This window comes from Sporosarcina sp. Y1004 (genome assembly GCF_057669665.1).
In genome coordinates, this window is sequence record NZ_JBYHFQ010000006.1 from 39,270 (window position 1) to 65,014 (window position 25,745).

Annotated in this window: 28 protein-coding genes, 1 other RNA gene and 1 pseudogene; 28 read left to right on the forward strand and 2 right to left on the reverse strand. The window is 38.7% G+C overall.

Annotated elements, in window-relative coordinates:
• Nucleotides 1–138 precede the first annotated feature (138 nt).
• The 27 genes and pseudogenes from AC25Y6_RS06070 to AC25Y6_RS06200 all read left to right on the forward strand — a co-directional run.
• The gene (locus AC25Y6_RS06070; protein ID WP_488142347.1) at nucleotides 139–948 is read left to right on the forward strand and encodes a DUF2935 domain-containing protein; all 810 of its coding nucleotides are present in this window, start codon (nucleotides 139–141) and stop codon (nucleotides 946–948) included.
• 307 nt (nucleotides 949–1,255) lie between these two features.
• A complete protein-coding gene (locus tag AC25Y6_RS06075) occupies nucleotides 1,256–1,834 on the forward strand; it encodes a LemA family protein (RefSeq protein ID WP_482102333.1) in 579 nt (192 codons plus the stop codon).
• Nucleotides 1,831–2,625 carry a TPM domain-containing protein gene (locus AC25Y6_RS06080; RefSeq protein WP_488142348.1) on the forward strand — a complete coding sequence of 265 codons (795 nt, stop codon included), beginning with the start codon at nucleotides 1,831–1,833 and terminating at the stop codon, nucleotides 2,623–2,625. The genes AC25Y6_RS06075 and AC25Y6_RS06080 overlap by 4 nt, the downstream gene beginning before the upstream one ends.
• Nucleotides 2,626–2,720: 95 nt before the next feature.
• Nucleotides 2,721–2,948, forward strand: coding sequence for a glutaredoxin family protein (locus tag AC25Y6_RS06085; RefSeq protein WP_488142349.1), 228 nt, complete (start codon nucleotides 2,721–2,723; stop codon nucleotides 2,946–2,948).
• A gap of 134 nt (nucleotides 2,949–3,082) precedes the next feature.
• Nucleotides 3,083–4,117: a sugar-binding transcriptional regulator gene (locus AC25Y6_RS06090; RefSeq protein WP_488142350.1), complete on the forward strand. Its 1,035-nt coding sequence runs from the start codon at nucleotides 3,083–3,085 to the stop codon at nucleotides 4,115–4,117.
• Between the two features lie 105 nt (nucleotides 4,118–4,222).
• Complete coding sequence (gene gap / locus AC25Y6_RS06095) at nucleotides 4,223–5,230, forward strand: type I glyceraldehyde-3-phosphate dehydrogenase (RefSeq protein ID WP_488142351.1); 1,008 nt, start codon at nucleotides 4,223–4,225, stop codon at nucleotides 5,228–5,230.
• Between the two features lie 113 nt (nucleotides 5,231–5,343).
• A complete protein-coding gene (locus AC25Y6_RS06100; protein WP_488142446.1) occupies nucleotides 5,344–6,525 on the forward strand; it encodes a phosphoglycerate kinase in 1,182 nt (393 codons plus the stop codon).
• Nucleotides 6,526–6,540: 15 nt separating this feature from the next.
• A complete protein-coding gene (tpiA, locus tag AC25Y6_RS06105; RefSeq protein ID WP_488142352.1) occupies nucleotides 6,541–7,302 on the forward strand; it encodes a triose-phosphate isomerase in 762 nt (253 codons plus the stop codon).
• Nucleotides 7,295–8,821, forward strand: a complete 1,527-nt coding sequence (gene gpmI, locus AC25Y6_RS06110) for a 2,3-bisphosphoglycerate-independent phosphoglycerate mutase (protein ID WP_488142353.1) — start codon at nucleotides 7,295–7,297, stop codon at nucleotides 8,819–8,821. The genes tpiA and gpmI overlap by 8 nt, the downstream gene beginning before the upstream one ends.
• Before the next feature lie 14 nt (nucleotides 8,822–8,835).
• A complete protein-coding gene (gene eno / locus AC25Y6_RS06115; RefSeq protein ID WP_488142354.1) occupies nucleotides 8,836–10,131 on the forward strand; it encodes a phosphopyruvate hydratase in 1,296 nt (431 codons plus the stop codon).
• A 211-nt stretch (nucleotides 10,132–10,342) separates the two neighbouring features.
• Nucleotides 10,343–10,570 (forward strand): preprotein translocase subunit SecG, encoded by a 228-nt coding sequence (gene secG / locus AC25Y6_RS06120; protein ID WP_482102324.1) that lies wholly within the window; start codon nucleotides 10,343–10,345, stop codon nucleotides 10,568–10,570.
• Between the two features lie 155 nt (nucleotides 10,571–10,725).
• Nucleotides 10,726–11,481 (forward strand): alpha/beta hydrolase, encoded by a 756-nt coding sequence (locus AC25Y6_RS06125; protein WP_488142355.1) that lies wholly within the window; start codon nucleotides 10,726–10,728, stop codon nucleotides 11,479–11,481.
• Between the two features lie 68 nt (nucleotides 11,482–11,549).
• Entirely contained in the window at nucleotides 11,550–13,856 is a 2,307-nt protein-coding gene (gene rnr, locus AC25Y6_RS06130) for a ribonuclease R (protein WP_488142447.1), read from the forward strand.
• 151 nt (nucleotides 13,857–14,007) lie between these two features.
• Nucleotides 14,008–14,475, forward strand: coding sequence for an SsrA-binding protein SmpB (smpB, locus tag AC25Y6_RS06135; RefSeq protein WP_482102322.1), 468 nt, complete (start codon nucleotides 14,008–14,010; stop codon nucleotides 14,473–14,475).
• 80 nt (nucleotides 14,476–14,555) lie between these two features.
• Nucleotides 14,556–14,916: a transfer-messenger RNA gene (gene ssrA / locus AC25Y6_RS06140) on the forward strand.
• Nucleotides 14,917–15,167: 251 nt separating this feature from the next.
• Nucleotides 15,168–15,407 carry a hypothetical protein gene (locus AC25Y6_RS06145; protein WP_488142356.1) on the forward strand — a complete coding sequence of 80 codons (240 nt, stop codon included), beginning with the start codon at nucleotides 15,168–15,170 and terminating at the stop codon, nucleotides 15,405–15,407.
• Nucleotides 15,408–15,502: 95 nt separating this feature from the next.
• Nucleotides 15,503–16,048, forward strand: coding sequence for a T6SS immunity protein Tdi1 domain-containing protein (locus AC25Y6_RS06150; protein ID WP_488142357.1), 546 nt, complete (start codon nucleotides 15,503–15,505; stop codon nucleotides 16,046–16,048).
• 472 nt (nucleotides 16,049–16,520) lie between these two features.
• The gene (locus AC25Y6_RS06155; RefSeq protein WP_488142358.1) at nucleotides 16,521–17,096 is read left to right on the forward strand and encodes a CdiA family toxin C-terminal domain-containing protein; all 576 of its coding nucleotides are present in this window, start codon (nucleotides 16,521–16,523) and stop codon (nucleotides 17,094–17,096) included.
• 26 nt (nucleotides 17,097–17,122) lie between these two features.
• Nucleotides 17,123–17,512, forward strand: coding sequence for a ribonuclease toxin immunity protein CdiI (gene cdiI / locus AC25Y6_RS06160; protein WP_488142359.1), 390 nt, complete (start codon nucleotides 17,123–17,125; stop codon nucleotides 17,510–17,512).
• 79 nt (nucleotides 17,513–17,591) lie between these two features.
• A complete protein-coding gene (locus AC25Y6_RS06165) occupies nucleotides 17,592–17,915 on the forward strand; it encodes an immunity protein Imm33 domain-containing protein (protein WP_482103383.1) in 324 nt (107 codons plus the stop codon).
• A 216-nt stretch (nucleotides 17,916–18,131) separates the two neighbouring features.
• Entirely contained in the window at nucleotides 18,132–18,353 is a 222-nt protein-coding gene (locus AC25Y6_RS06170; RefSeq protein ID WP_488142360.1) for a hypothetical protein, read from the forward strand.
• 432 nt (nucleotides 18,354–18,785) lie between these two features.
• The gene (locus AC25Y6_RS06175) at nucleotides 18,786–18,938 is read left to right on the forward strand and encodes a hypothetical protein (RefSeq protein WP_488142361.1); all 153 of its coding nucleotides are present in this window, start codon (nucleotides 18,786–18,788) and stop codon (nucleotides 18,936–18,938) included.
• 284 nt (nucleotides 18,939–19,222) lie between these two features.
• The gene (locus tag AC25Y6_RS06180; RefSeq protein WP_488142362.1) at nucleotides 19,223–19,474 is read left to right on the forward strand and encodes a DNA/RNA non-specific endonuclease; all 252 of its coding nucleotides are present in this window, start codon (nucleotides 19,223–19,225) and stop codon (nucleotides 19,472–19,474) included.
• Nucleotides 19,475–19,546: 72 nt separating this feature from the next.
• Nucleotides 19,547–20,032 (forward strand): antitoxin YezG family protein, encoded by a 486-nt coding sequence (locus tag AC25Y6_RS06185; RefSeq protein ID WP_488142363.1) that lies wholly within the window; start codon nucleotides 19,547–19,549, stop codon nucleotides 20,030–20,032.
• 153 nt (nucleotides 20,033–20,185) lie between these two features.
• A complete protein-coding gene (locus AC25Y6_RS06190) occupies nucleotides 20,186–20,920 on the forward strand; it encodes a hypothetical protein (protein WP_488142364.1) in 735 nt (244 codons plus the stop codon).
• An 87-nt stretch (nucleotides 20,921–21,007) separates the two neighbouring features.
• A complete protein-coding gene (locus AC25Y6_RS06195) occupies nucleotides 21,008–21,439 on the forward strand; it encodes an SMI1/KNR4 family protein (protein ID WP_488142365.1) in 432 nt (143 codons plus the stop codon).
• Between the two features lie 42 nt (nucleotides 21,440–21,481).
• A pseudogene (locus AC25Y6_RS06200) lies at nucleotides 21,482–21,634 on the forward strand (endonuclease V); the annotation flags it as partial.
• A 412-nt stretch (nucleotides 21,635–22,046) separates the two neighbouring features.
• Here the strand turns inward: AC25Y6_RS06200 and AC25Y6_RS06205 are convergent.
• Entirely contained in the window at nucleotides 22,047–22,625 is a 579-nt protein-coding gene (locus AC25Y6_RS06205) for a TetR/AcrR family transcriptional regulator (RefSeq protein ID WP_488142366.1), read from the reverse strand.
• A 383-nt stretch (nucleotides 22,626–23,008) separates the two neighbouring features.
• Between AC25Y6_RS06205 and AC25Y6_RS06210 the strand changes: the two genes are divergently transcribed.
• Complete coding sequence (locus AC25Y6_RS06210; RefSeq protein ID WP_488142367.1) at nucleotides 23,009–23,953, forward strand: DsbA family protein; 945 nt, start codon at nucleotides 23,009–23,011, stop codon at nucleotides 23,951–23,953.
• A gap of 350 nt (nucleotides 23,954–24,303) precedes the next feature.
• Here the strand turns inward: AC25Y6_RS06210 and AC25Y6_RS06215 are convergent, their stop codons facing one another.
• On the reverse strand, nucleotides 24,304–25,128 hold the full coding sequence (locus AC25Y6_RS06215; protein WP_488142368.1) for an STAS domain-containing protein: 825 nt from the start codon (nucleotides 25,126–25,128) through the stop codon (nucleotides 24,304–24,306).
• Between the last annotated feature and the right edge of the window lie 617 nt (nucleotides 25,129–25,745).

The following is a 25,745-nucleotide window of genomic DNA, read 5'->3' on the forward strand; positions in this document are numbered from 1 at the left end:
AGAAAAATTATTCAAAATGACAAGGTTCTTTTGAGTTATCTCAAGAGCGATATGGTGAATTGGAATTAGTTTTGTGGTTTTCATAATAAAACCTACTGCCTCATACAAATGAAAGTAGAGATAAATGGAGGGGATTTTTTGCCGAGAACAATTGAAGAAGAAGCAGTGTTTGAACTTCACTTTTGGCTTCAAATATTGGGAGATCACGCTCGTTTCATTCACGATTCATTGGCACCAACTGAAATTGAGAAAATTAAGACAGCCAGTCACTTTATTACACAATTTGACGAACTGCTTAACAATTCAAGACAGTCTTTAGATGTACGATTACTACAAGCAGTCTTAATACAATCAAAGATAGCCAGTGAAGAGATTCGTACATTTAAGTTGTTTTTGATTCAAGAACATTTAATTGGGAATATAAAAATTTCATTATCTCCATCCTTTATCAACCATATGGTCAATGAAGTAGAGGAAGCCATTCGATTGTTTTCATGTCTTGAAAAAGGACAGATGCCACCAGCTGTTCACCCGCTCCATCACGATCTCTTATGGTTACTGGATGCTGCGGGTCACGCAGGGGCGCTAGACTCAAATTTGGACACGGTTGAGGCGCAGCTCAAAAATAAAAGTCGTAATTTCAAAAAAGACTGGGATGCCTTTTATTTGAAAGCAATTGAAATGGCTGGTTTCTTGCGCGCAAATGTGATGAAGTTCCCTGCGTTAGAAAAGTTTCACAATGACGTTAACTTAGAAATGAAGATATTTAAAAACTTCCTTAAAGAATTAGAAGAGATGGAGCTTAAAAAGGAAACGCTCGGAACGCTCACGCCTTTAATGGCCGATCATATGGCGCGTGAAGAAACGTATTATTTACTGAAATTAGCTGAGTTAACCAGTGTTCCACCGCCGAAAGAAGATCCCACGAAACCGCGGCCAGAATCGTAATGTAGATTTAACTTTTTTTAAAAATGAGAGATGGCTTCAACCTCATTGAGAGGTCTTGTTAATCTCTCTTTTATGCAATGAGAGATGCAGAAGTTTCCTTTACATAGTTGATAAAAACTGTACACAATTATAATATCCAAAAAAAGTATACGTATGCTTGGTAAAAGCGAACGTATATTTTTTTGCGGCCTTACAAAGTTAGATGAATCTTTTCGTAGGGAGATGGAGTATATAGGAGTGTAGGAAAAAGTTTCAATACGTTATGGAACAGGGTAAATAAGAGTAAATAACGAATAGGAGTGAAAAAATGAAGAAGATTTTAGGTCCGATTGTGGTAATTGGAATTATACTTGCAATACTCGCTATGATACTGGTTCCAAGTTACAACAAATTCGTCAATCTTGAAGAAGATGTGGACTCGGCATATGCACAAGTCGATAACCAATTACAACGGAGACTTGATTTGATTCCGAACTTGGTCAATACGGTTAAAGGATTCGCAAGCCATGAAAAAGAAATTATCAGTGATATAGCCGAATCTCGTGAAAAACTTGCAGGTGCACGAGGGCCGGAAGACCAGGCAGCAGCCGACACAGAATTATCCGGTGCCATCAGCCGTCTTCTAGTAGTCGTGGAAAACTATCCTGACTTGAAAGCCAATGAAAACTTCAGACAACTGATGGATGAACTAGCTGGAACTGAAAACAGACTTGGCGTGGCACGTAAAGATTACAATGATGTAGTATCCAATTACAATAGACAGGTAAAAAGGTTCCCCGGAAAAATTGTCGCATCCATCTTTGGATATGATGAAAAAGAATACTTTAAAGCCGATGCAGCTGCAAATGAAGCACCTGAAGTCGATTTTGGAGATGACTCGGAATGATTCATAAAGCTGTCCGCTTACTGGCGACGGCATGTCTAATTGTATTCACATCGCTAAACTTTGCGGCATTATCGGCTGATGCCGCTGTTCCCGTCATACAAGATTCAGCGAATGTGCTATCTGCTGATCAGGCAGCGGAGCTTGAGCAATTAGGCATCCAATTATATAATGCGACAACAGCGGAACTCGCAGTATTAATCCTCCCGAGCATTGGGGATGAACCTGTCGAAGAGTATGCAGTAGAGAAGCTAAGAGAATTTCAATTAGGCGATAGTGAAAAAGATAATGGGGCTTTGCTCGTTGTTACAACTGAAAAAAATTCAGACGGTAAACGCCATTTTTACCTATCAGTGGGATATGGATTGGAAGGCGCGCTTCCAGATGGGAAAGTTGGACGTATCATGGACGAAGTGGCGGTTCCCTATTTGAATGAACAGCAACCCGACTTAGCAATCATGGAGGCTTATAAATCCTATTATAATGAAATAGCAGCTGAGTATGGATGGGACGGGGCAGTTGCACCAGTTTCAACTCTAAGTGCAGGTTCGGGTGATTCAGGTTTTGGTGTCCCGTTTCCCATATTGCTTTTCATAGTGATTTATATCATTTTCCGTATCATGAGGAATAAGGGAGGTCGCGGTGGAGGTGGCTCAGGCGGTCGTCGAGGTGGAGGACCAATCTTCTTCCCTGGTTCATTTGGGGGAGGCGGCGGAGGCGGTTCGGGCGGCGGTTTTGGAGGCTTCGGCGGCGGTGGTTCCGGCGGTGGCGGAGGAGCAGGTCGAAGTTGGTAATAGGAGTGAAGGGTTTCAAGCGCAGACAACAATTTGTGCATGAAGCCCTTTTTCACTTATACTGTATAGACTATAGAAGTAATGAGGTGTTTTGGATGCATGTGAAGTTTTATACCAAACCAGGGTGTCATCTTTGCGATGAGACGGAAATGATGATGAGGCTTGTCAGTGAGGATTATCCATTAACATGGACGACCATCGATATTGAACAAGACGATGAAAGCCATGAATTGTATATGTTAATGATTCCGGTCATTGAAATAGATGGCGTACCCGTTCTACACGGTTCAATTGGATATGTAGATATCATAAATCTATTCTAAAATAATGTGAAATATTTGATGTAGCGAAGTAAAAAAGCTATAATACAGACAGAAGTATTTTTTTGCCCATTGTGGGACGTTTTATGACTACGTGGGACAAATAATGACCAACACTGTTGGAAGGAGTTTGATCATTGGATTTATTTACGGAAGCGCAAAGAAAGCTCGTCCCAGAAATGATGGAGCTAATGCAGGAAAGATACCGCATATTAAAATTTGTGAAGATGGCCGGTCCAATTGGCAGACGAGCTCTCGGACAAGTGGTTGGTTTATCAGAACGGGAAATACGAACAATGCTGGATATTCTTAGAGGACAAAATCTAATTGTAATTGCGAAAGACGGCGCGGCAATCACAACAGAAGGTGTAGATATTCTACAAGCACTTGAATTGTCTATGGAAGACTGGTCGGGATCTGCTTTGCTTGCGAAAAAGTTAGTAGAAGCATTAGGCATCCAATCAGTCAAAGTTGTTTCGGGTAATTCTGATATAGATACTTCATCGAAAAATTTACTCGGTATGGAAGCGGCGAAGCTATTTTCCACAAAGATTGGTAAGGGCAAAATAGTTGCTGTTACTGGAGGAAGTACGATTGCGTCGATCCCTCCTTATATAGAAAAGCTCGACAATGCCGCTGATTTGTTGTTTATAGCTGCTCGGGGCGGCGTGGGGGATGACATTGGCATGCAGGCAAATGTCATTGCGGCATCTTTCGCCTCAGCATCTGGGGGTACATACAGTACATTTTATTACCCCGAGTCGTTAAGTGAGGAAGCGCATGAAGTGTTCAGAAAAGAACCTTCTGTTTTGAAAATGCTTGAACTTTATGAAACAACAGACTGTGTAATGCATGGAATCGGTGACGCGCAAACAATGGCAACTATGCGAAAATCGCCAGAGGAAGAACAACAAACAATGCTGAACCTTGGCGCTAAAGGAGAAGCATTCGGTTATTATTTCGACAAGGATGGGAACGCTGTTCATAGACTAAGGACTGTTGGTATTCAGACTAAACATCTAACGAAGGTTCCACTTCTTATTTCGGTTGCAGGCGGTAGCAGTAAAGCAGAAGCTATCCTAGCTTATATGGCCAGTGCTCCGAAGCAGACAAATTTAGTTACAGATGAAGGCGCAGCAACTGAAATGCTGAAGATACTTGCTGATAAATAAAACGGTACATGACTAAGTTGGTTCTATTCAGGGAACAGGTTTAAACAGGGTTTTTGTAGTTAAAGTTAACAGTTAAATACATTAAATATACTGGAGGAATATCCTATGACATTGAAAATTGCAATTAATGGATTTGGAAGAATTGGACGGGTTGTATTTCGTGAGGCCATGAAACAAAAAGATATTGAAATCGTAGCAGTAAACGATTTGACTGACGCAGCAATGCTAGCACATCTATTGAAATATGACTCCGTGCATGGCATTTTCGACGCTGAAGTCAGTTCAGAAGAGAATACGCTTGTTGTAAACGGTAAAAAAGTTAGAGTCTACGAAGAGAGAGACCCAGCACTACTGCCATGGGGAGAGCTTGGAGTCGATGTTGTTATTGATGCGACTGGCGTCTTCCGCGACAAGGAAAAATTGAGCAAACACTTAGAAGCAGGAGCGAAAAAAGTCATTCTTTCTGCCCCAGCTAAAGGTGAACTAACAACACTCGTTATGGGTGTTAACCATGAAACATACAATCCAGAATTAGACGATATCGTATCAAATGCATCTTGTACGACAAATTGTCTAGCTCCAGTCGTGAAAGTTCTAAATGATCAATTCGTCGTAAAACGCGGTTTGATGACTACAATTCATTCTTATACGAATGATCAGCGCATTCTAGACCTACCACATGAGGATTTCAGACGTGCTCGTGCAGCTGCCGAATCAATGATTCCGACAACAACTGGTGCAGCATCTGCAGTGACAATCGTAATTCCAGAGTTAAAAGGAAAACTTGATGGCATGGCTGTGCGTGTACCAACGCCGAACGTTTCACTTGTCGATTTCGTTGCAGAACTCGGGACAGATGTGACAGTGGAAGATGTGAACAATGCCTTCAAACATGCAGCTGAGAATGAATTGAAAGGTTTCTTAGTCTACAATGAACTGCCATTAGTTTCAAAAGACTATAATGGAAATCCTTCCTCTTCGACTGTAGATGGTCTCTCAACAATGGTGCTCGAGAAAAACATGATTAAAGTAATTTCTTGGTACGACAACGAAACAGCTTACTCTGCACGTTGTATTGATTTGGCACTCTACATGTACCAAAAAGGCTTGTAAAAGGTTAAATATAGCCATACATCAGTAGACGGCTTATAATATAGTTGGGTAAGAGGAACGGGGTTACCCCGTTCCTCCTTTTTAAATTTAACTTGAAGGTGGCGTTTTTCATGGTGTCGAAAAAGACGATGAAGGATATGCAGTTTGAAGGGAAACGGGTTTTTTGCCGGGTAGATTTCAATGTGCCTATGGAGGATGGGAAGATTACGGATGATACTAGAATCCGTGCAGCAATCCCAACGATTGAATATTTGGTCGGACAAGGCGCGAAAGTCATTCTTGCAAGTCATTTAGGACGTCCAAAAGGCGAAGTGAATGAAGACATGCGGCTTACCGCTGCAGGAGTCCAACTTGCTGAACTGATGAGTAAGCCGGTTACAAAACTCGATTCGTCCATTGGAAGCGAAGTGGAGAAAGCCATTTCAACAATGAAAAACGGCGATATCGTTCTGCTTGAAAATGTCAGGTTCCATGCGGGAGAAGAGAAAAATGATGCAAAACTTGCAAAGGAATTTGCAGGATTAGCTGATTTCTTCGTCAACGACGCTTTCGGTGCTGCACATCGTGCTCATGCATCTACGGCGGGTATCGCAGCGTATATTCCAGCTGTTTCTGGACTATTACTTGAAAAAGAACTGGATATTCTCGGCAAAGCTTTGTCGGAGCCTGAGCGTCCGTTTACAGCGATTATCGGTGGAGCTAAAGTGAAGGACAAAATTGACGTCATCGATCATCTTTTAGATATAGTGGATAACTTGTTAATTGGCGGGGGACTGTCGTATACATTTTCGAAAGCACAAGGCTATGAAACAGGAAATTCATTGCTTGAAGAGGATAAAGTCGACTTGGCGAAATCATTTATTCAAAAGGCTAAAGAAAAAGGCGTTAACTTATATTTACCGATTGACGCTGTAATCGCTGATGCTTTTTCGAAAGATGCGAATACGAAAACGGTGAAAATTGACGCCATACCAGAAGGATGGATGGGACTCGATATCGGATCGGAAACAGCGGCATTGTATTCGGATGTTATTAAAGATTCAAGTCTAATTATCTGGAACGGACCGATGGGTGTGTTTGAAATGGAGCCATTCGCTGGGGGAACCAAACAAGTTGCTGAAGCGATGGCTGAAACAAAAGCCTACACGGTCATTGGTGGAGGCGATTCTGCTGCCGCTGTCGAAAAGTTTGGCGTTGCAGAAAAAATGGATCATATTTCCACTGGCGGGGGTGCATCTCTTGAATTTATGGAAGGGAAAGACTTGCCAGGGGTCACTGCACTGAACGATTACTAAACGGAGGGAAACATTTTGCGAAAACGAATTATTGCAGGGAACTGGAAAATGTATAAGAATGCAGACGAAGCGAGAGACTTCGTTGAAGTAGTGAAAGGAAAGATACCCGTTTCAGAAAGAGTGGAAGCAGTTATCTGTCCACCTGCTTTATATCTCTCTGAACTTGCACAGATTACAAAAGAATCGGTGCTCGGTATAGGCGCACAAACAATGCACGATACGAAAGAAGGAGCATACACGGGAGAAGTAAGCCCTGCGATGCTTTCGGCGATTGGCGTAAATTATGCCATCCTCGGCCATTCTGAACGTCGTCAGTACTTCAACGAAACAAATGACACTGTAAACAAAAAAGTTCATGCTGCATTCGAGTACAAGCTAACGCCAATCGTCTGCGTAGGAGAATCACTTGAAGAACGTGAAAGTGGCAAAACCAACGATATTGTTGCTTTACAAGTGCAGAAAGCTTTCGAAGGAATCAGTTCTGATTTAGCTGCAACAGCGGTTATTGCCTATGAACCAATCTGGGCTATCGGAACCGGAAAAACGGCTACTGCATTAGATGCGAATGAGGTGTGCGGCGTAATTCGCTCGACAATCGCAGACTTGTTTACGAAACAAGTTGCAGATCAAATACGTATTCAGTACGGCGGCAGTGTTAAACCTGACAACATAGAAGAACTTTTAGCAATGGAACATATTGATGGCGCTCTTGTCGGCGGTGCTAGTTTGGATCCTAATTCATTCTTAAAACTGTTAGAGGCTGGGGCAAATGCGTAAAAGTCCGGTAGCTTTAATCATAATGGATGGCTTTGGTCTTAGAGACGACAAGATAGGCAATGCCGTTGCACTGGCTAATAAGCCGAATTACGATATTCTCTGGAACAACTTCCCACATGAAACGCTGACAGCTAGTGGAGAAGCGGTAGGTCTACCTGAAGGGCAGATGGGCAATTCTGAAGTAGGCCATCTAAATATTGGTGCCGGCCGAGTTGTTTATCAAAATCTAACACGTATCAATAAATCAATAAGAGAAGCAAACTTTTTCGACAATGAGACACTTTTACGGGCAGTAGAACATGCTAAGAAACATGGCTCTGCACTTCACTTGATGGGATTATTATCAGACGGCGGAGTCCATAGTCATTATGAGCATTTGTTTTCACTCCTCCGACTTGCAAAGATGAATGGAATTGAAAAAGTCTTCGTCCATGCTTTCCTTGACGGTCGAGATGTGAGTCCACAATCTGCCCTTTCTTACATTGAGAAAACTGAAACAGTTATGCAAGAACTCGGCATAGGTAAATTTGCGAGCATTTCAGGGCGCTACTACGCAATGGATCGTGATAAGCGCTGGGAGCGATTGGAAAAGGTCTACCAGGCGATTGTAGAAGGTACTGCCTTGACAGCAGTTACGCCAACTGCCGGCGTACTGGCATCATATGAACGGGGCGTTCATGATGAATTCGTAGTCCCTTTCATTATTGAAGAACTTGGCCAGCCAGTTGCGACGATAGAAGATGGAGATGCAGTTGTATTCTTTAACTTCCGACCAGATCGTGCCATTCAATTATCACGTGCGTTAACGGATCCTACATTCGGAGAATTTGAAACAGGAGTTAAAATGTATAAAGATTTGAAGTTTGTCACATTTACACATTATAGTGACGACATCACAGCAGATGTCGTCTATAATAGTGAAAACTTAGAAAATACGCTTGGCGAAGTTATTTCTCGAAACAGCTTAACTCAACTTCGGATTGCAGAAACAGAAAAGTATCCACATGTTACCTTTTTCATGAGCGGCGGTCGGGAAGATAAGTTCGAAGGAGAGGAACGAATTTTGATAGCCTCGCCGAAAGTTGCAACGTATGACTTGCAACCTGAAATGAGTGCTTTTCAAGTGACTGAATCCTTGATTGAAGGAATTGAAGCAGATCGTTTCGATGCGATAATTCTTAATTTCGCAAATCCGGATATGGTAGGGCATAGTGGAATGTTGGAACCTACCATCAAGGCGATTGAAACAGTCGACTACTGCCTTGGTAAAGTTATCGACGCAATTCACGCAAAAGGCGGTTCTGCTATCATCACGGCTGACCATGGCAACGCCGATGAAGTGACTACGCAGGACGGAGCACCGATGACGGCGCACACGACGAATCCTGTTCCAGTTATTATTACAAAACCAGGAGTCTCTTTGCGGGAAGGTGGAATACTCGCAGACCTGGCTCCAACAATGCTAAAATTGTTACAAATAGAACAACCGGCAGAAATGACCGGTACACCATTATTTTAAAAGGGGAGAAATATATGCCAATCATTACACTTATCCAAGCTAGAGAAGTACTTGATTCACGTGGGAATCCAACAGTAGAAGTTGAAGTATTTACACAAAGCGGTGCATTCGGTCGTGCCATCGTTCCATCTGGCGCTTCTACAGGCGAGTATGAAGCGGTGGAATTACGTGATGGTGATGAGGGGCGTTACTTAGGTAAAGGTGTCCTGCAAGCAGTTGACCATGTGAATGAAGTCATTTCAGAGGAATTGGAAGATGCATACTCGGTACTTGATCAAGTAACGATAGATCATGCACTTATTGAACTAGATGGAACTGAAAATAAAGGGAAGTTAGGCGCGAATGCCATTCTAGGTGTATCCATTGCTGTTGCGCATGCAGCTGCAGATTATCTAGACATTCCACTTTACCAGTACCTAGGCGGCATCAATGCTAAACAATTACCGGTACCGATGATGAATATTCTTAACGGTGGTGAGCATGCCGATAATAACATCGATATTCAAGAATTCATGGTTATGCCAGTAGGTGCAGAATCTTTCCACGAAGGCCTTCGCATGGGTACTGAAATATTCCATAGCTTGAAAGCTGTATTGAAAGGTAAAGGGTTAAATACATCTGTTGGTGATGAAGGCGGCTTTGCTCCGAACTTATCATCCAACGAAGAAGCACTGTCAATCATCCTTGAAGCAATCGAAAAAGCTGGCTACACGCCGGGTGAAGATGTACTTCTTGCGATGGACGTAGCTGCTTCTGAATTCTTCAACAAAGACGATGGCACATATAATCTCGCTGGAGAAGGCGTCGTTAGAACGTCTGCAGAAATGGTGGACTGGTACGAAGAGCTTTGCAGTAAATATCCGATTATCTCTATCGAAGACGGTTTGGATGAAAACGACTGGGCGGGTCATAAACTATTGACTGAACGCTTAGGTAAAGAAGTTCAACTTGTCGGAGATGACTTATTCGTAACGAATACAGAAAAGCTTGAACGAGGCATTCAAGAAGGTATTGGTAACTCAATCCTTATTAAAGTGAACCAAATCGGTACATTGACTGAAACGTTCGATGCAATTGAAATGGCGAAGCGTGCAGGCTATACGGCAATCATTTCTCACCGTTCGGGTGAATCAGAAGATACGACAATCGCTGATATCGCAGTTGCGACAAACGCAGGTCAAATTAAGACTGGCGCACCTTCACGTACGGACCGTGTTGCAAAATACAACCAATTATTACGTATTGAAGATCAGCTAGATGATACTGCTGTTTATCTTGGGGCTAAGACGTTTTATAACTTGAGAAAATAAAAGGTTTTAACAGAACCCCGCCTCGTGCGGGGTTTTGTGTCGAAGTAAATGAATTGGGACTATAAAGCAATGAGTTGATTGTGATTATATGGCGAACGAAGCCTTAGGTTATATAGACTTCAGTCGGAAAAGTAGTGCAATAGGTTGTAACCGCTGTCCGTCTTTGGTAAAATAAAACTGTTGTGAAGTTCGAATCGGGAGGTGGAACAAAATGCATGCTTTGCTGATGACACTGCTCGTAATCGTAGCACTATCATTGATCGTAGTCGTATTATTGCAATCTGGGAAAAGCGCAGGTCTATCAGGAGCCATCTCTGGTGGAGCGGAACAGCTATTCGGAAAACAAAAAGCGCGTGGACTTGACCTTGTACTTCAAAGGGTTACTGTTGTACTTGCCGTTTTGTTTATCGTATTGGCAATCGTCATTATGAAAGTATAATCTTTTGCATGTTAAACTATAAATAGACCACTATCGCCTGACCTTCCGACTGGTCAGGCATTTTTTATAAAAAATAAGAAAGTATAAGCTTCGCTACTGAGGTCGTGTCTAGACCTCAGGCGCCAAAGCGGTACCTTAGGCTTTTCTTCGAAAGGATGATTGAATTGAGAATTGCACAACCTAAGCCATTTTTTTTCGAGAGAGGGAAACGTGCAGTCTTACTTCTTCACGGATTTACAGGTACATCTGCAGATGTCCGAATGCTAGGACGATTTCTTGAGAAAAAAGGATATACAACACTTGCGCCTCATTATAAAGGCCATGGCGTACCGCCAGAAGAGTTAATACATACTGGTCCAGAAGAATGGTGGGACGATGTTCTTTCAGGCTACCGTCAATTGCAAGAAGCGGGTTACGATGAAATCGCAGTAGCTGGATTATCCCTAGGTGGCGTATTTTCACTGAAATTAGGGTATAAAAAACCAGTGAAAGGCATTATTACGATGTGCGCGCCAATGTCGATGAGAACGACGGATGTAATGTATGAAGGTGTTATTAAATATGCACGTGAATATAAGAAATATGAAGGGAAAAGCGAAGAAGAAATTGAACTTGATATTGAGGACTTACGTAGCGAAACAATGCCTTCACTCAAAGATCTTCGCGAGCTTGTCTACGAGGTGCGGGACAATATCGATCACATCTATTCCCCGCTATTCGTCGTCCAAGGAACACTCGATGAGGTGATTGATCCTGATTCCGCAAATGTCATTTATAAGACTACAGAATCAAATGAAAAACAAATCAATTGGTATGAAAAATCGGGGCATGTTATTACACTAGGACCGGAAAAAATGAAACTTCATGAAGATATTTTTGAATTTCTGGAATCATTAAACTGGAATGTGTGAACAATAAGACTTATGACCATGCTATAGACTTAGAAGGAGTGACGCAATTGGATAGTTTAGAAAAAGACATGCAAGAAAAATTGCTGTCTCTAATGAAAGAAGAAACTTATAAGCCACTAACTGTGCAGGAAATACAAGAAGTAATGGGATTTGAACAAGCTGCGGAATTCAAAGAACTTGTAAAAATGCTCGTGCATCTTGAACAAAAAGGGCTAATCATTCGCTCGAGATCGAATCGTTATGGTGTGCCAGAAGGCATGAACCTATTACGTGGTAAATTCATCGGACATGCAAAAGGCTTCGGTTTTTTTGCGCCGGAAACTGAAGGAATGGACGATGTTTTCATCCCGCCACATGAAGTGAATGGCGCTATGAACGGGGATACTGTTCTCGTACGTGTCACTAATGCCACATCAGACGGAAGACGTGAAGGGGCAATTACGCGCGTCGTGGAACGTAAAACAACAAAAGTTGTAGGCATGTACCAGGACAACAAAGGCTTCGGTTTCGTTGTTCCCGATGATAAAAAGTTACCTATGGACGTTTTCATTGGTAAAGGCGATTCGCTTGATGCAGTTGACGGCCACAAAGTCGTTGTTGAAATAACTGACTGGCCTGTTGACGGGAAATCAGCAACAGGTATGGTGACACAAATCCTTGGACACAGAAATGATCCTGGCGTGGACATCTTGTCCATTATCCATAAGCATGGAATTGAAATTGATTTTCCACAAGCAGTACTAGACCAGGCAAATAAAATCCCTGATGAAGTTCAGGAAGAAGATTTGTTTAAACGTCGTGATCTTCGTGAAGAACTCGCGATTACAATTGATGGTGCGGATGCGAAAGACCTTGATGATGCCATTTCAGTTGTGAAAAATGACAATGGTAACTATATATTATCTGTTCATATTTCGGATGTCAGTTATTATGTGACGGAAAACTCTCCAATGGGCGATGATGCTTACGACCGTGGAACAAGCGTTTACTTGACGGATAGAGTTATTCCGATGTTGCCGCATAGATTATCGAACGGAATTTGTTCATTGAACCCGGGCGTTGACAGGCTTACTTTGTCTTGCGCAATGACGATAGATCGCAATGGGAAAGTCGTTGAACACGAAATATTTGAGAGTGTGATTCGCTCCAAAGAACGCATGACCTATCAAGAAGTCTATAAAATCATCGAAGAAAAAGATGAAGAGCTTTCAGTTCAGTATGCACATGTCGTTCCTATGATTAATCATATGGCTGACCTCGCGGGTATTTTGAAACAGAAAAGAGAAGATCGTGGAGCCATTGATTTCAATTTCAAGGAATCGAAAATCCTTGTTGATGAAAAAGGATGGCCAACTGATGTTGTCATTATGGAGCGTACCGTATCAGAACGCCTTATTGAAGAATTCATGCTTGCTGCGAACGAAACGATCGCGGAACATTTCCACTGGCTTAAAGTACCATTCATCTACCGGATTCACGAAGATCCAAAGGCTGAGAAATTACAACGCTTTTTCGAATTTCTAACTAACTTCGGCGTTGTTGTAAAAGGAACGGGGAATAAGGTCCATCCAAAAGCGTTGCAGGAAATCGTTGAATCGATTGAGGGTCTTCCAGAAGAAACGGTTATTTCTACAATGCTTCTTCGTTCAATGCAACAGGCGAAGTATTTAGATCAAAGTCTGGGACACTTTGGATTATCCACAGAATTTTATACCCATTTCACGGCACCCATCCGTCGCTTCCCAGATTTGATTGTTCATCGCTTGATCAGGACATATCTAATCGAAAAAGATGTTTCGGCACAGACGCTTGCGCATTGGAGCGCGATATTATCAGATATAGCTGAGCATACATCTGAACGGGAACGTCGTGCGGTCGAAGCAGAACGTGATACGGAGTCATTGAAAAAAGCACAGTTCATGCTCGATAAAATTGGCGAAGAATTTGAAGGAGTTATCTCGTCGGTGACAAACTTCGGTTTGTTTGTTGAACTAGAGAACACAATCGAAGGACTTGTCCATGTCAGTCATATGACGGATGATTATTACCGATTTGACGATAGACAAATGATGATGATCGGGGAACACTCTGGTAAGCAATTTAGGCTTGGCGATGAAGTGACTGTGAAAGTGATTTCCGTGAAACCGGAGGAATCGGCAATTGATTTTGAAATCGTTGGGATGAAACAAAACGTCCGTCGTACACGTAAGGAATCGCCGAAAGTCATCCATGCAAAGAAAAGAGACGGTGACGGTAAACCCGGTGATAAGTCAAAAGATAAAAAGAAAACCGGAACATACAGCAAAAAGAAAAAGTTTTATGAAGGCGCAGCTAAAAAAGCGGGAAGTAAACCTAAACCTAGAAAGAAAAAATAAAGTCGGGGCGGTCTAGGCCGCTCCCAAGTTAAGCCTCCGGCGGGATGTCACAAATTTTGAAAGGTTACATACCTGCGTCCTGCAGGCACAAGCGCAATTCGAAATTGGGACGCAATTACGCCGGGGCGTAATGGATTAAGGGGTGAAAGAAATGGCGAAAGGCCAGGGGAAAGTAGTCGCTGTTAATAAAAAGGCGAATCATGATTTTGCAATAGAAGAAACGATTGAGGCAGGTATTGTCCTTCTAGGTACTGAAATCAAAGCAATTCGCAATAGTAAAGTCCAACTGAGGGACGCTTTTGTAAGAATCCGCAATAACGAAGCATGGATTACCAATATGCATATTAGTCCATATGACCACGGGAATCAGTTTAATCATGATCCGGTTAGGTCGAGGAAACTGTTGCTCCATAAAAAACAGATTAGCAAATTGATTGGACAAACAAAAGAACAGGGAACTTCAATTGTTCCGATTAAGATGTATTTAAAAGACGGTTTTGCAAAAGTATTAATAGGCGTAGGTAAAGGGAAAAAAGATTACGATAAACGCCAGGATCTCAAGAAAAAAGATGCAAAACGTGAAATAGATCGTGCTCTTAGAGATAAACAAAAGTATTGAAGTTTATGTAAAAATGAGGTATACTGATTAATGTTCAAGTAGTTCAGAAGCCTTGAAAAAGGCCATCCTGACATCCCTTTGGGGGCGTTACGGATTCGACAGGGGTCGTCTGAGCTTGAGTTGCGCGTCGGAGGGCCCGGCTCCGTCAGAAACGGCACCTTATAATAACAGGCAAAACTAACAACAACCTAGCATTCGCAGCGTAAGCTGTTGAATCTGCCTTACACTTCCATCGCCCATGTGGCATTTGTAGGGCTCAACCTTTAGTGGGATACGACGGCTGTTGCCTCTTGAGGCAGCCGGAAGAGACTTCCAAGATAGCGTACATGACGCCCTGATTGCCGGCATAATGCCACGCGAATCCAAATAGACAATCTACACGCGTAGATGCTTAAGTGTTAGAGCCTCTGGACGTGGGTTCGACTCCCACCGTCTCCATATTTGTTGTCACAGCAACGTTTAAGCGATGTGTGGCATCATTATGGCAACAATATATATAACAAAGACGATTTCATCTTTTGATGAGATCGTTTTTTGTTTAGTGAGTGCTGCCTGTGCACGGTGCAATTCAGACACGATTCAGAATTAATTCGAATTGTGTTATGAACAGGCAGACAAAACTATAATTCGCTACTCTTTTCCCACCAAACAATAAAAGAACATTTCATATAAAAATGAGAGGATGAGTAAAAATGGATAATTCACAAGAGAGAATCTGTAAGTTTCTAACTCAAAACAAGTTAAAATTCATCAGTGAAGATCAAGTAGCTAAAAAGTTCGCATACAAGAACATACTGACTTTTTACATTGGGAAAGATGGATGGTCAGCCTATGGTATTGATGGAAGAGACTTTAAAGGTAGAAACCATCAAACATCTAAAGTTGGATTTCTTATTACTGAGTATAAAGAATCTGAAAATGATCTATATTAAAAAGCTGAATTTATGGGGAGCGGAAAGAGTTATCTAATAGAAAATAAAAGCAACATTTTATGATTAAGCCAAGAAAACAATAAGGGGCTTTTTAAGTGGAAACTATATTTAGCGATTTTATTAAACATGAAACTGTTGATGAAGATGTTATTTTGAAGTATAAGGATAAACTTCCTGAAGAGTTAATAGAAACATGGGGAAAATATGGTTTTGGTAGTTTCGTAAATAATTATTTAAAAGTTATTAATCCAGACGATTATTTAGATATTTTAGAGAGAAGTTACCTAAGGTATGAGCAGGCGATTCCTATTTTTACAACTGCAATGGGTGATATTATAGTATGGGAAAAAGATAAGTATGTAAATTTATTAAACTTTAGGAAAGGATATGTTAATGTTGTTTCATCCGGATTTGAATTCTTTTTTGATGATTTAAAAGATAATGACTTTATGAACGATGAATTAATGTGGCAGCCTTATCCTGAAGCGACTAGTAAATATAGTGCCCCTAACTATGACGAGTGTTTTGGATACACCCCTTTATTAGGATTAGGTGGAACAGAAAAAGCTGAAAATCTAAAAAAAGTGAAACTAATAGAGCATATATTAATTGTCACTGAATTCATGGGTCCTATTGAATAACAAGAAACTCAGTTTTAGATAAGACGAGTCGAGTGAACAATGATTAACTCATAAACTAAGCTGGAAGATGTATTTTCTTCCAGTTTTTTTTATATCTTTCATCCCTTTTTTATATTGTAATTATTAACTTTTAAACATAAGTCGTTACAGAAGTTGATGAAGTTACCAACACTCCAAGATAACAATATAATATTAAGAAGGTATAGGAATGTTATGGCTGGAGGATTATCTTGCATGAAATAAATTCAATAAAAAGAATCCAAGTTGTTGGTAGCAACAAGGATACGTTAGATAAATAATTTAATCATCGCGACGGTAATTCAACAAAAGAAACGATTTAAATCAAGTAAGGAATGTGGTAAGTACAGAGAAGATGGCGTCCATCTATTCCCCAATTTACCAAGATGTCGTCAACAGTTCACTAGGCAAAACTCAAAATAAACTAGATCTTTTATCTAACACTCATTACCAATTGGGTACGCCAAATGCCCTTACATTCAATATGCCATCCGAAAAAAAAGATATTCCTACGAGAATAAAATGTGGAGATGTCGATGTTAAGGTTGAAGTAAAGAATGTGGATGTTGGGGCTAATAAATTGAATTTTGTTGGGAATGCAAAAAATCATCTAAAATATGTTGAAAATGTTAATACTAAAAAAGGTATTGTTGGTGGTCACAATATGGATGAATTTAATAAAGCAGTGAAAAGTCAAGGTTTCATCAATCCAGATGATTTAATTGTGTCTAAAAAACCACATCAATCAATTGAAGGAATTTATGAAGTAGAGTATAAAATACCTAGAAAAGATATGGCTGGTAATGTTGCCGAACCAGTATCATATAAAAATATCAAGGAACCTAAAACAGTTTACGACCCATCTAAGATTAGTGATGACAAAATTTATCAATGGGGACAGGAAGCATTGCAGAACGGAAAAGTAAATGGGAGGCTTGTTGAAGGAACTGCTTCAAACGGTTTAAAATATAGAGGGTATCTGAATGAGGCTGGTGAAATAACAAACTTATTCCCTATTATGATTAACTAAAAATATGATGTGATTGGAGGACGAAAATGAGTGGAGAATATCAAGTAAAGGAAAGTAAAGTAGATATTGATAAATTAATGCTAACTTATTTTAATTTCATAAATGGAAAATATCTAGAAAAAGCATTAAAAAGCTTTGCCGAAAGAGAAGGTTATGGACAAGAGATAGTATTTGCCTTTTTTCAGTCTGATTTAGATGAATATGATATGGCACAATTACCAAGACCTTTAGATGAAAAACATGTTTTGATAGAACTAGGTTACCCAGCGGTTGAAATTGAACAAATAGCTTTTTTGGATTTTAAAACATTTTATAATTATTTGGACAGAAATGTAAAAAAAATAGTGAAGAAAAATCCAGAGAAAACTGAGCTAACAGAGTTATTGGCAGAAGTGAAACGTAGTTTATATATATAATGTTTTATAATTAAATAATAAAGTATTTAATTGAAGAACGTGGAACTGATGATATGAAAAAAGTCATGGAGGTGATTAGTTGAAAAAGAGTAGTGGATTAGGTGGTAGCGTTGTATCTAATAATATTTTACAAAATAAAGGGAAATTGAAATGGTGTATGAAAGAAAAACCAGTAAATGCTCTTGATAATGGGTGGAGATTTTTGTCGGATATAGATACAGACGAATATCTTGCTGATGCATCAAATATGTCAATTTGTGATTGGGGAACTATTATTGAGATAGAACCAGCAATAATGAATATATTTGATATGCCAATAGGGACAGATATCACCTTACTTAATGAAAATAATACAAAGTATTTTGTATATACTGAGTCAGGAGAAAAGGTAATATTTAAGTAGATATATATTTGTTAGTAGCCAGTAGATTTTATATCTACTGCTATTTATTGTAGAAATGAAAACCATAGGCTAGACCTTTGGTTCCGGATAGAGCAATTTAAATGAATCTATGACAACCATAGAGCCGAGTAATTTAGCTTCCTAATTCAGTCAAGTAGCAGAACAGACGGCACGACAGGAAATGGAAACTGTATTAAATGAACAGCAGGACAGTTCATGCAAAGTCACAGCACGGCAGGCAGACGCTACTTATATGCAAGGAAAGGCGGCACACATATGAACAAGCTAGTTATGCAAATTACAAAGCTACTGGAACCAGGTAAGTCAGAGTTAATCGACTTCGATATCTTAATTGGAGCGTACAGCAAGAAGAAAGTAGATGCAGTGGCCATCCAATTATATGAATTACAACATGCGACACTACTAAGCTATACCTGAGAGGAATTCGGCTTTCTTATCAATCTGTACGACATAGACAAATTAAAAAACTTCCCAATCGTGTGAGAACGATAAAGAAGTGTACAGTATCAAACCTATGCAATAAAATTAGATGAATGTCGACATTTTTCTAATACTAACTATTGAGCGCGTACAGCTACCAACTGTATGCGTTCTTTTTGGGTTAGAATGGGATGCAGTATTCGTGGTTAATGTAAATGATGAATTATACTCTCGGATTATTGAACAAGAAGAACAATTATTAGTAAGTAGTATTGATGTTGCAGAGATGACTGGGAAACGACACGGAAACCTAATCCATATTCCTTTTTACCCAAACCAGTGAAATGGTTCTCTTCGTTCCGAATCTAACTTCCCTGGTATAGACGAAGCTGAAATAGTGCTTTCGATGAGTTTACCAATCAGAAGGAAATGCTGTTTCACTCTGTCAACATTAATTATTCTTATCTGGAAGAATGGATGGGACATCATCCATTTTCAGATGACTATGTGATGGAAGAAAAAGTAACTCAGGCTGGTATGCGTCAACAGTCCATTAGGAAAAACTCAAAATCAACTAGATAACCTATATAACGCTCATTCCCAATTGCGTACGCCAAATGCACTTACATTCAACATGCCACCAGCAAAAACAGAGATCCCTAGTATAGGTGCGGCTAAAGGTAGTAGAATTGAGGTTCCTTATGGAGCGTACATTGGTAAAGTTGGTAATAGAAAGGTATTAGAAACGAATGTAAAGTACAAAACAACTAACGATTTTCCGTTCCTTTGCCAAGTCGTAATTCAGCATCGACGCCATCAATACGACCAAATTCATTTGTTTCATAAGTGTATCCTCTCAAAGTAATGTGGGGGAAACAGACCGAATCCGAGGTATTTATCCAGAGAGAGATGACGGCGGTCATTTAATTGGTAGTCAATTTAAAGGAACCGGAGATATTGATAATTTGGTGCCTATGAATTCCCAAATAAATGAAGCAGGTGGGAAATGGCATCAGATGGAACAAGAGTGGGCATCAGCTCTAGGTAGAGAAGGAGGTAGCGCGAAAGTAAAAATAAAACCTCAATACCCTGGTAGTTCCGACCAGATAACTTTATAGTCGAGTATTCAATCGATGGTGGTAGGGTAAAAAAGGTAACAGTCCAAAATCAGAATGGGGGTTAGTAAACTTATGGAACAACAGATGAATCAGATGTACCCCGTGATAGCAGAGGATATCCTTGGTATGATACCTGATGGTAATTGGTATGAGATTTACTTATATGCTGAAATTTTGGATGGTTCTGGAGAAGTGTTCTTTTATTTCAATACTTACGAGAATAAAGATTTTATATATTCTCATGATATTCCTGCAAAATATAATGTAAGTGAAAAAACCTATGATAGCTTGTTATTAGGATTACAAACTAAATTTCATGATTTAAGACAAATATTTATTGATAATGATCAAGAGCCTTGGACGAATTTAACACTAATATTGAAGTATCCTGGAAAGATAAAAATTAATTATGATTATGAAGACGTAATAAATTCGGTTATATCTCCAACGCAGCGACAAATGGTTTTTGAATATCAACATTTAGGGTTGTTACCTCAAAGTGAGATAAACAGACAGTTTGTGCGAAATTATGTAAATAATAAAAATGAGAAGAGATAAAATTCGAATATCTAAAATTCTGACTAGCTGTATGAATTACAAGGCTTATATAAGTGTCGGGTACCAGGTACTCAAACAATTCGCTACTCTAGTAATTTAAATGTAGGTCCAGGAGTTAAGTGTATAATAGCTTCACATCAGGATTTATCTCCTGTGTGGGGCTTTTTGTACATATATCCCACTGACTTATGGGTAAAGGAACATGAACAGCTGATCGGTACGATGATTAATGCAGCAACTTTTCAAACCCTTGAAGGAAAGAAAGTAACTACTATTGAAGAAAATGTAGAGGGAAATATAAAATATCATGAGTATATAAATGGTTTTCTCATTAAAGAGTATGTTGTAGGACAAACAGTTTTCTATGAAGTTGTTTCCAAAGTTGAATATAAAGCAGAAGAGATCGTTAAAGTCGACAAACCGAAAGAAAACAAATTACTAGATTTTTTTCAGGTTGGATTAGATATTGCAGGGCTTGTACCTGTTTTTGGTGAAGCAGCAGATGGCGTAAATGGTGTTATCTATGCGGCGAGAGGGGATACATTAAATGCGGCCCTTTCTTTTGGAGCGATGATTCCCGTTGCTGGCTGGGCAAGTACGGGTGAAAAATTAGCCATAAAAGGTAACGATTTAAATCAAGTAAGTAAAGTGGTAAGTACAGAGAAGATGGAGTCCATCTATTCCCCAATTTACCAAGATGTCGTCAACAGTTCACTAGGCAAAACTCAAAATAAACTAGATCTTTTATCTAACACTCATTACCAATTGGGTACGCCAAAGTATTTGATTCGAAATCGACGGCTACTCGGCCGAAAGGAACTCAACAAACATATGAAGTTTTTAACAGCCAGTTTGGTAAAATTAAACCTAATCCTAGTTTTCCTATAGAGCGAAAAAAATTCAATGCAGATACAAGAGAATATTGGAAATTGAGAATAGAAAATAAATAAATAAATTGTAGAGAGGGATTGTATTATGAATAAAAGAAATTTAGAAATGAAAAAAAGATACGAAACTCTTTATTCTGATGATGGAATTAACAATGAAGAGTTAATAGAAATAGAAAAAATGTTAGAAATAGAATTGCCAGAAACTTTTTGCGAAATATCAACATTTTTTAGTGGGGGATATTTGGGTAGTATTAGTAATTATTCTTTTTCTAGGGTAGGTAACAGTTTAAATATCATCGATGAAACGATTAGATTGAGAGAGTCTGAAAATTTGCCAACCAGATTTGTCGTTCTAGCTGAGCCATCAGAAAGTCTTATAGTCATGGATACAAAAAATACTCCTTCAGTTATTTGGTTTGATGCAGTGGAAATTTCTGAATTGGAAAAAAATCTTTTACCTCAAAACCAGATGAATGGGAGACCTATGCTGATTATTTTAATGAACAACTTGAGATAGAAGAGGAAGAGCAAGGGTTATAGGTTATACAGCTTAGAACACTTAAGGACGACAAAAAGTGTTAAACCCATCTTTGTTTCTTGTGGAAACTGGATTGATTTAGATACAAGCACCGAAATGGTTATGAACTGTATCAATAAAGAGAGTCGTTTACCTAAATCTGTTAGATTAACAGATTTAGAAACACAAAAGTGAGAAAACAACTAACACAATGATGATTAGAGCATTAAAAAAGAAAATTGTTACTTAGATTAGCTAATGCTAATCTAGGTTTTTTTTATAGAAGAGGGCTCTGGACCAATATTACAAAAGCTGATGATGTTGTAGAGAAGAAAAGTGATAGTATTGGTGACGTTGCGGGTGAGATTACGGTAAATGGTAATTTGCATGATATAAACGCAATAAAAAAAACCTAGTTATTGGTAGCGACAAGGGGACGTTTGATAAATAATTGAATCATTGCCGACTTCAACAATGGAGCGTACTCCCATCACGGATACGCTCTTTATTATATATATATACAGAGCAGAACACCTATGCATATTGAGTCCTGTTATTCCACGAGACAAAAACACATCCGAGACTAATAAACAGAAACAACCAACATTTACATCTGTTTCTTTGTAACTCCAAAGTCAATCCCAGAAATTATATAAGGAATGGCCGATTTGATAAATTCCTCTGGCGCTATCTCCTTACTATATCTTTTCCACTCTACAGAAGCTCCATAAATTCCCCAGCTTAATATGACAGCAGTAATTTTTAGAGCTTTATCCTCTTCAGTTTTATTTTGATTTAACAGCATTTTATAAAAAATGATTTCGAGCTGCTCCCTAATGATACGGGCAATTGTATCTTCGTATCCTCTATGACAACGACTAGATAATGATTTTTGAAAATTTGTAATCGCTTTGAAAATGTTAACCAGCGTTTCTTCATTTAGTTCATTTTTTTGATAGTAGTCAAAATCCAAATTAACCAATAATACTTCCGATAATACCTTTTCCAATAAATCATATATATCTTCAAAATGATAATAGAATGTGGCACGATTAATCATAGCTTCAGCAGTAATATCCTTAACGGTAATATCCTTAAATTCAGTTTTACTTGATAGTTCCATAAAGGAATCCATGATTAATTTACGGGTACGTTGAATTCGAGGATCCGTTTTTGGTTGAGTCATATTGATCTCCCTCCTACTTTTTAAACAAATTCTTCAATGTGTTGTATAAACGACATTTCCAACGAACTATTGGTGTTGATAATTTTCATTATGTTATAAGATTCAATTGTAAGCAAATAATCCACTTTCAAAGCGATGTTTAATAACTATGCATTGTAATCCATAATAGGGGGGAGTTGTTTGGTTAAAATCGGTATAGTTACTGGGAGCACAAGAGATGCAAGAGGGAATTTTCAAATTGCAGAATGGAGTTTAGTATGAAAAAACCGTGAACGGTTTATTTTCGTCACCCGGAATATAACATAGCCGTTACGTCCGAGTTAAAATATCTAAATGTTGAGTGGAATCTTGTTTTGTATGTATGTAATCGTAATATTATAGAAATGAGGGATGATCAATTGAAGAACAATAATAATATGATTTGTGATTTAGAAACTGGTGTATGCGGTGTAGCTGGAGAAGAGGAAATTGAAATCATCGATTTTAATCAACCAGAAAAAAAGATTAATCTTTATTATGTGACAGATCCCATTTGTTCTCATTGTTGGGCAATTGAGCCGACACTACGTCGTTTTGTAGAGCAATATGGTGATTATTTTAATTTTCATACGGTTATGGGCGGTTTGCTGGAAAAATGGCATGATGGACCCATCGATCCTGCCAACGGAATATATAAACCAGCTGACGTTGCTGGTCATTGGAGAGAAGTTGGAGAACATTCAAGAATGCCAATTGACGGTACTTTAATGATTGATAATCCAGTTCAATCTTCTTACCCGGCTTCTCGTGTGTTTAAAGTAATCCAAAAAAATCATAATGATGCTACAGCATTTGAGTATTTACGCCGTGCCAGAGAAGCACTTTTCGCATTTAATCAAAATATTTCAGATCCATCGGTTATGATTGACATTGTAAATAAACTTGGTCTTGATGGAGAAGCCGTTGTAAATGAAGCCGAACAACCAATTGGACAACAATTATTAAACAAAGATTTTGAACTAGTTAGAAGCCTAGGTGCCAGAGGATTCCCTACAATTATCATGATGAATGAGGACAATAAAGGTGTGAAAATTGTTGGTGGACGTCCGTTTGAATACTATGTTGACGGATTAAAACAAGTGCTAAACACGGAAGAGCTTCAACCAAAACAACAACCATCCCTTTCTAGCTTGCTTGAAAAAGAAAAACTTCTATTTTCCAAAGAAATTGAAGTCATGTACGATCTTGAACAATCAGAGATTAACTCTTATATTGAAAAAGAGCTTACACCAGATCGTTATCAAACGCAGGAAATTCTAGGAGAATTCTATTTTACAACTACTAAATAGGTTGGACCTGTGCATCAAACAAAGATAAGCAATTCACAGATCTAAACAAACATACGAAAAATAGTGATCTTCTAATTCTTCTGACTTTCATTGTGGTTTTATACAATAGCAGTGAATTACCAAGTTTGTGCCGCATGCAGATACCTAAAGAGACGATTTCATCTATCCAATAGATGAAATCGTCTCTTTTTACGTATAAAGATTTTAACGACAAATTAAATGAAGTATATTTTGGTCAAGTATAGAAATACAATTCACACATCTGAATTCACATACAAAAAATCGGTAATTCACTGCAATTACATATTATATTAGCGTGGACTAGGTATGTACTGCGATTTCTAATTTCATTATTTTAGTAAGACTTCATTTAATGCTTGTTGTAAAGTACCAAAGGTTTTCGTTTCTTTATCAAAATTAATACCTAAACTGATTAATTGTCTAACAACATCTGGACGCAAACCAGTAATGATTGTGCGACATCCCATCATGGAAGTGCCGTAAATAGTTTTCATAAGATGTTCAATTACATTACTTTCCATACTTGCTATGCCAGATAAGTCAATGATTAATGTTTGAACATGGAGTCTGTTAATCTCTTCTAAAACTTTTTCCTCTAGGATAGTTGTTCTAAATGAGTCCATTGAGCCAATTAAGGGAAGTATACATATGCTCGGTGTTATCGGAATAATAGGGACAGATAAGTTTGCAACTATTTCCTTTTGAGCCGAAATCAATGAATCTTTATATGTTGAATAGCTAATAAAGAATGAATTTAAAAAGTCATCTATTTGACTATTAAATTGTTTTTCCAATATGAAAACCATATCAATCGTGAACTTTTGCTCATCCTTGTTATATTCTTGTATGAAGTTCCAAAGAGTCCTGCGAATCGCTTGTACCCATTCTAGTTTAAAAGATAAAGGTATGGAATGTGTAGCCCATGCTATTCCTTCCTGTTTAGCAAATAACTGAAGTTCCGTAATTTCATCACCATTAATGACATAATTAACTAGTTTATGTGCATTGTTAATGAGGTCAACTTCCCCAAACTTTAAGATATCGTCAATTTTATCTCTTACATTTCCAGCTTGACCTAATAATTGGTTTTCAAAAGCTTGTTTATGATCTTTAATATATTGTTTAATTTCTTCATCTATCAATACGTTTTCCAAATCTCTTCCCCCTCAGAATAATATCCCCTAATTCCTATATTCCCTTATAGCTAGACGTTAAACTAAAAAAAATATACCAACAATCTGAACTAACACGTCCCATACCCGCTATTTTTTCGTCATATGGACAAACTATATTTAAAAGCTTCGTTGGTCGCTTTGATGGTTTGGTGGGAAAGCTTTCGATTGGTCGGCCACTTTGTGGGTTTCGTTGGACACTTGAAATTTAGTGCCTCTGCATCAAACAAAGACAAATAATTCATACATCCAAGTAAACATACAAAAAAGCCGTAAATCGCCAACCTTTCTGACTTTCATTTTAGTATTATACAATTGTAATGAATTACTTGATTAGTGCCACACACGGGTACCGATTTTTAAAAGCACTTGCCTTATGACTTTGTAACTTTAGTTGTGAAAGTATCGAAAAAGAATAAGTCTTTTGGATCTTTTTCTGTAAATAGGAAACTTATACCTCTTTGTATTCGTATGACATGATAGGTAAGTATTTTTATTTATTAGATTTTTGAATAAAACGAGGAGAGGGATGTTTATCGTCAGGGGATTAGTGACTACTAAAAGAGATTGGGAGCAGTTGAAAGTGATTGTCATTGTTG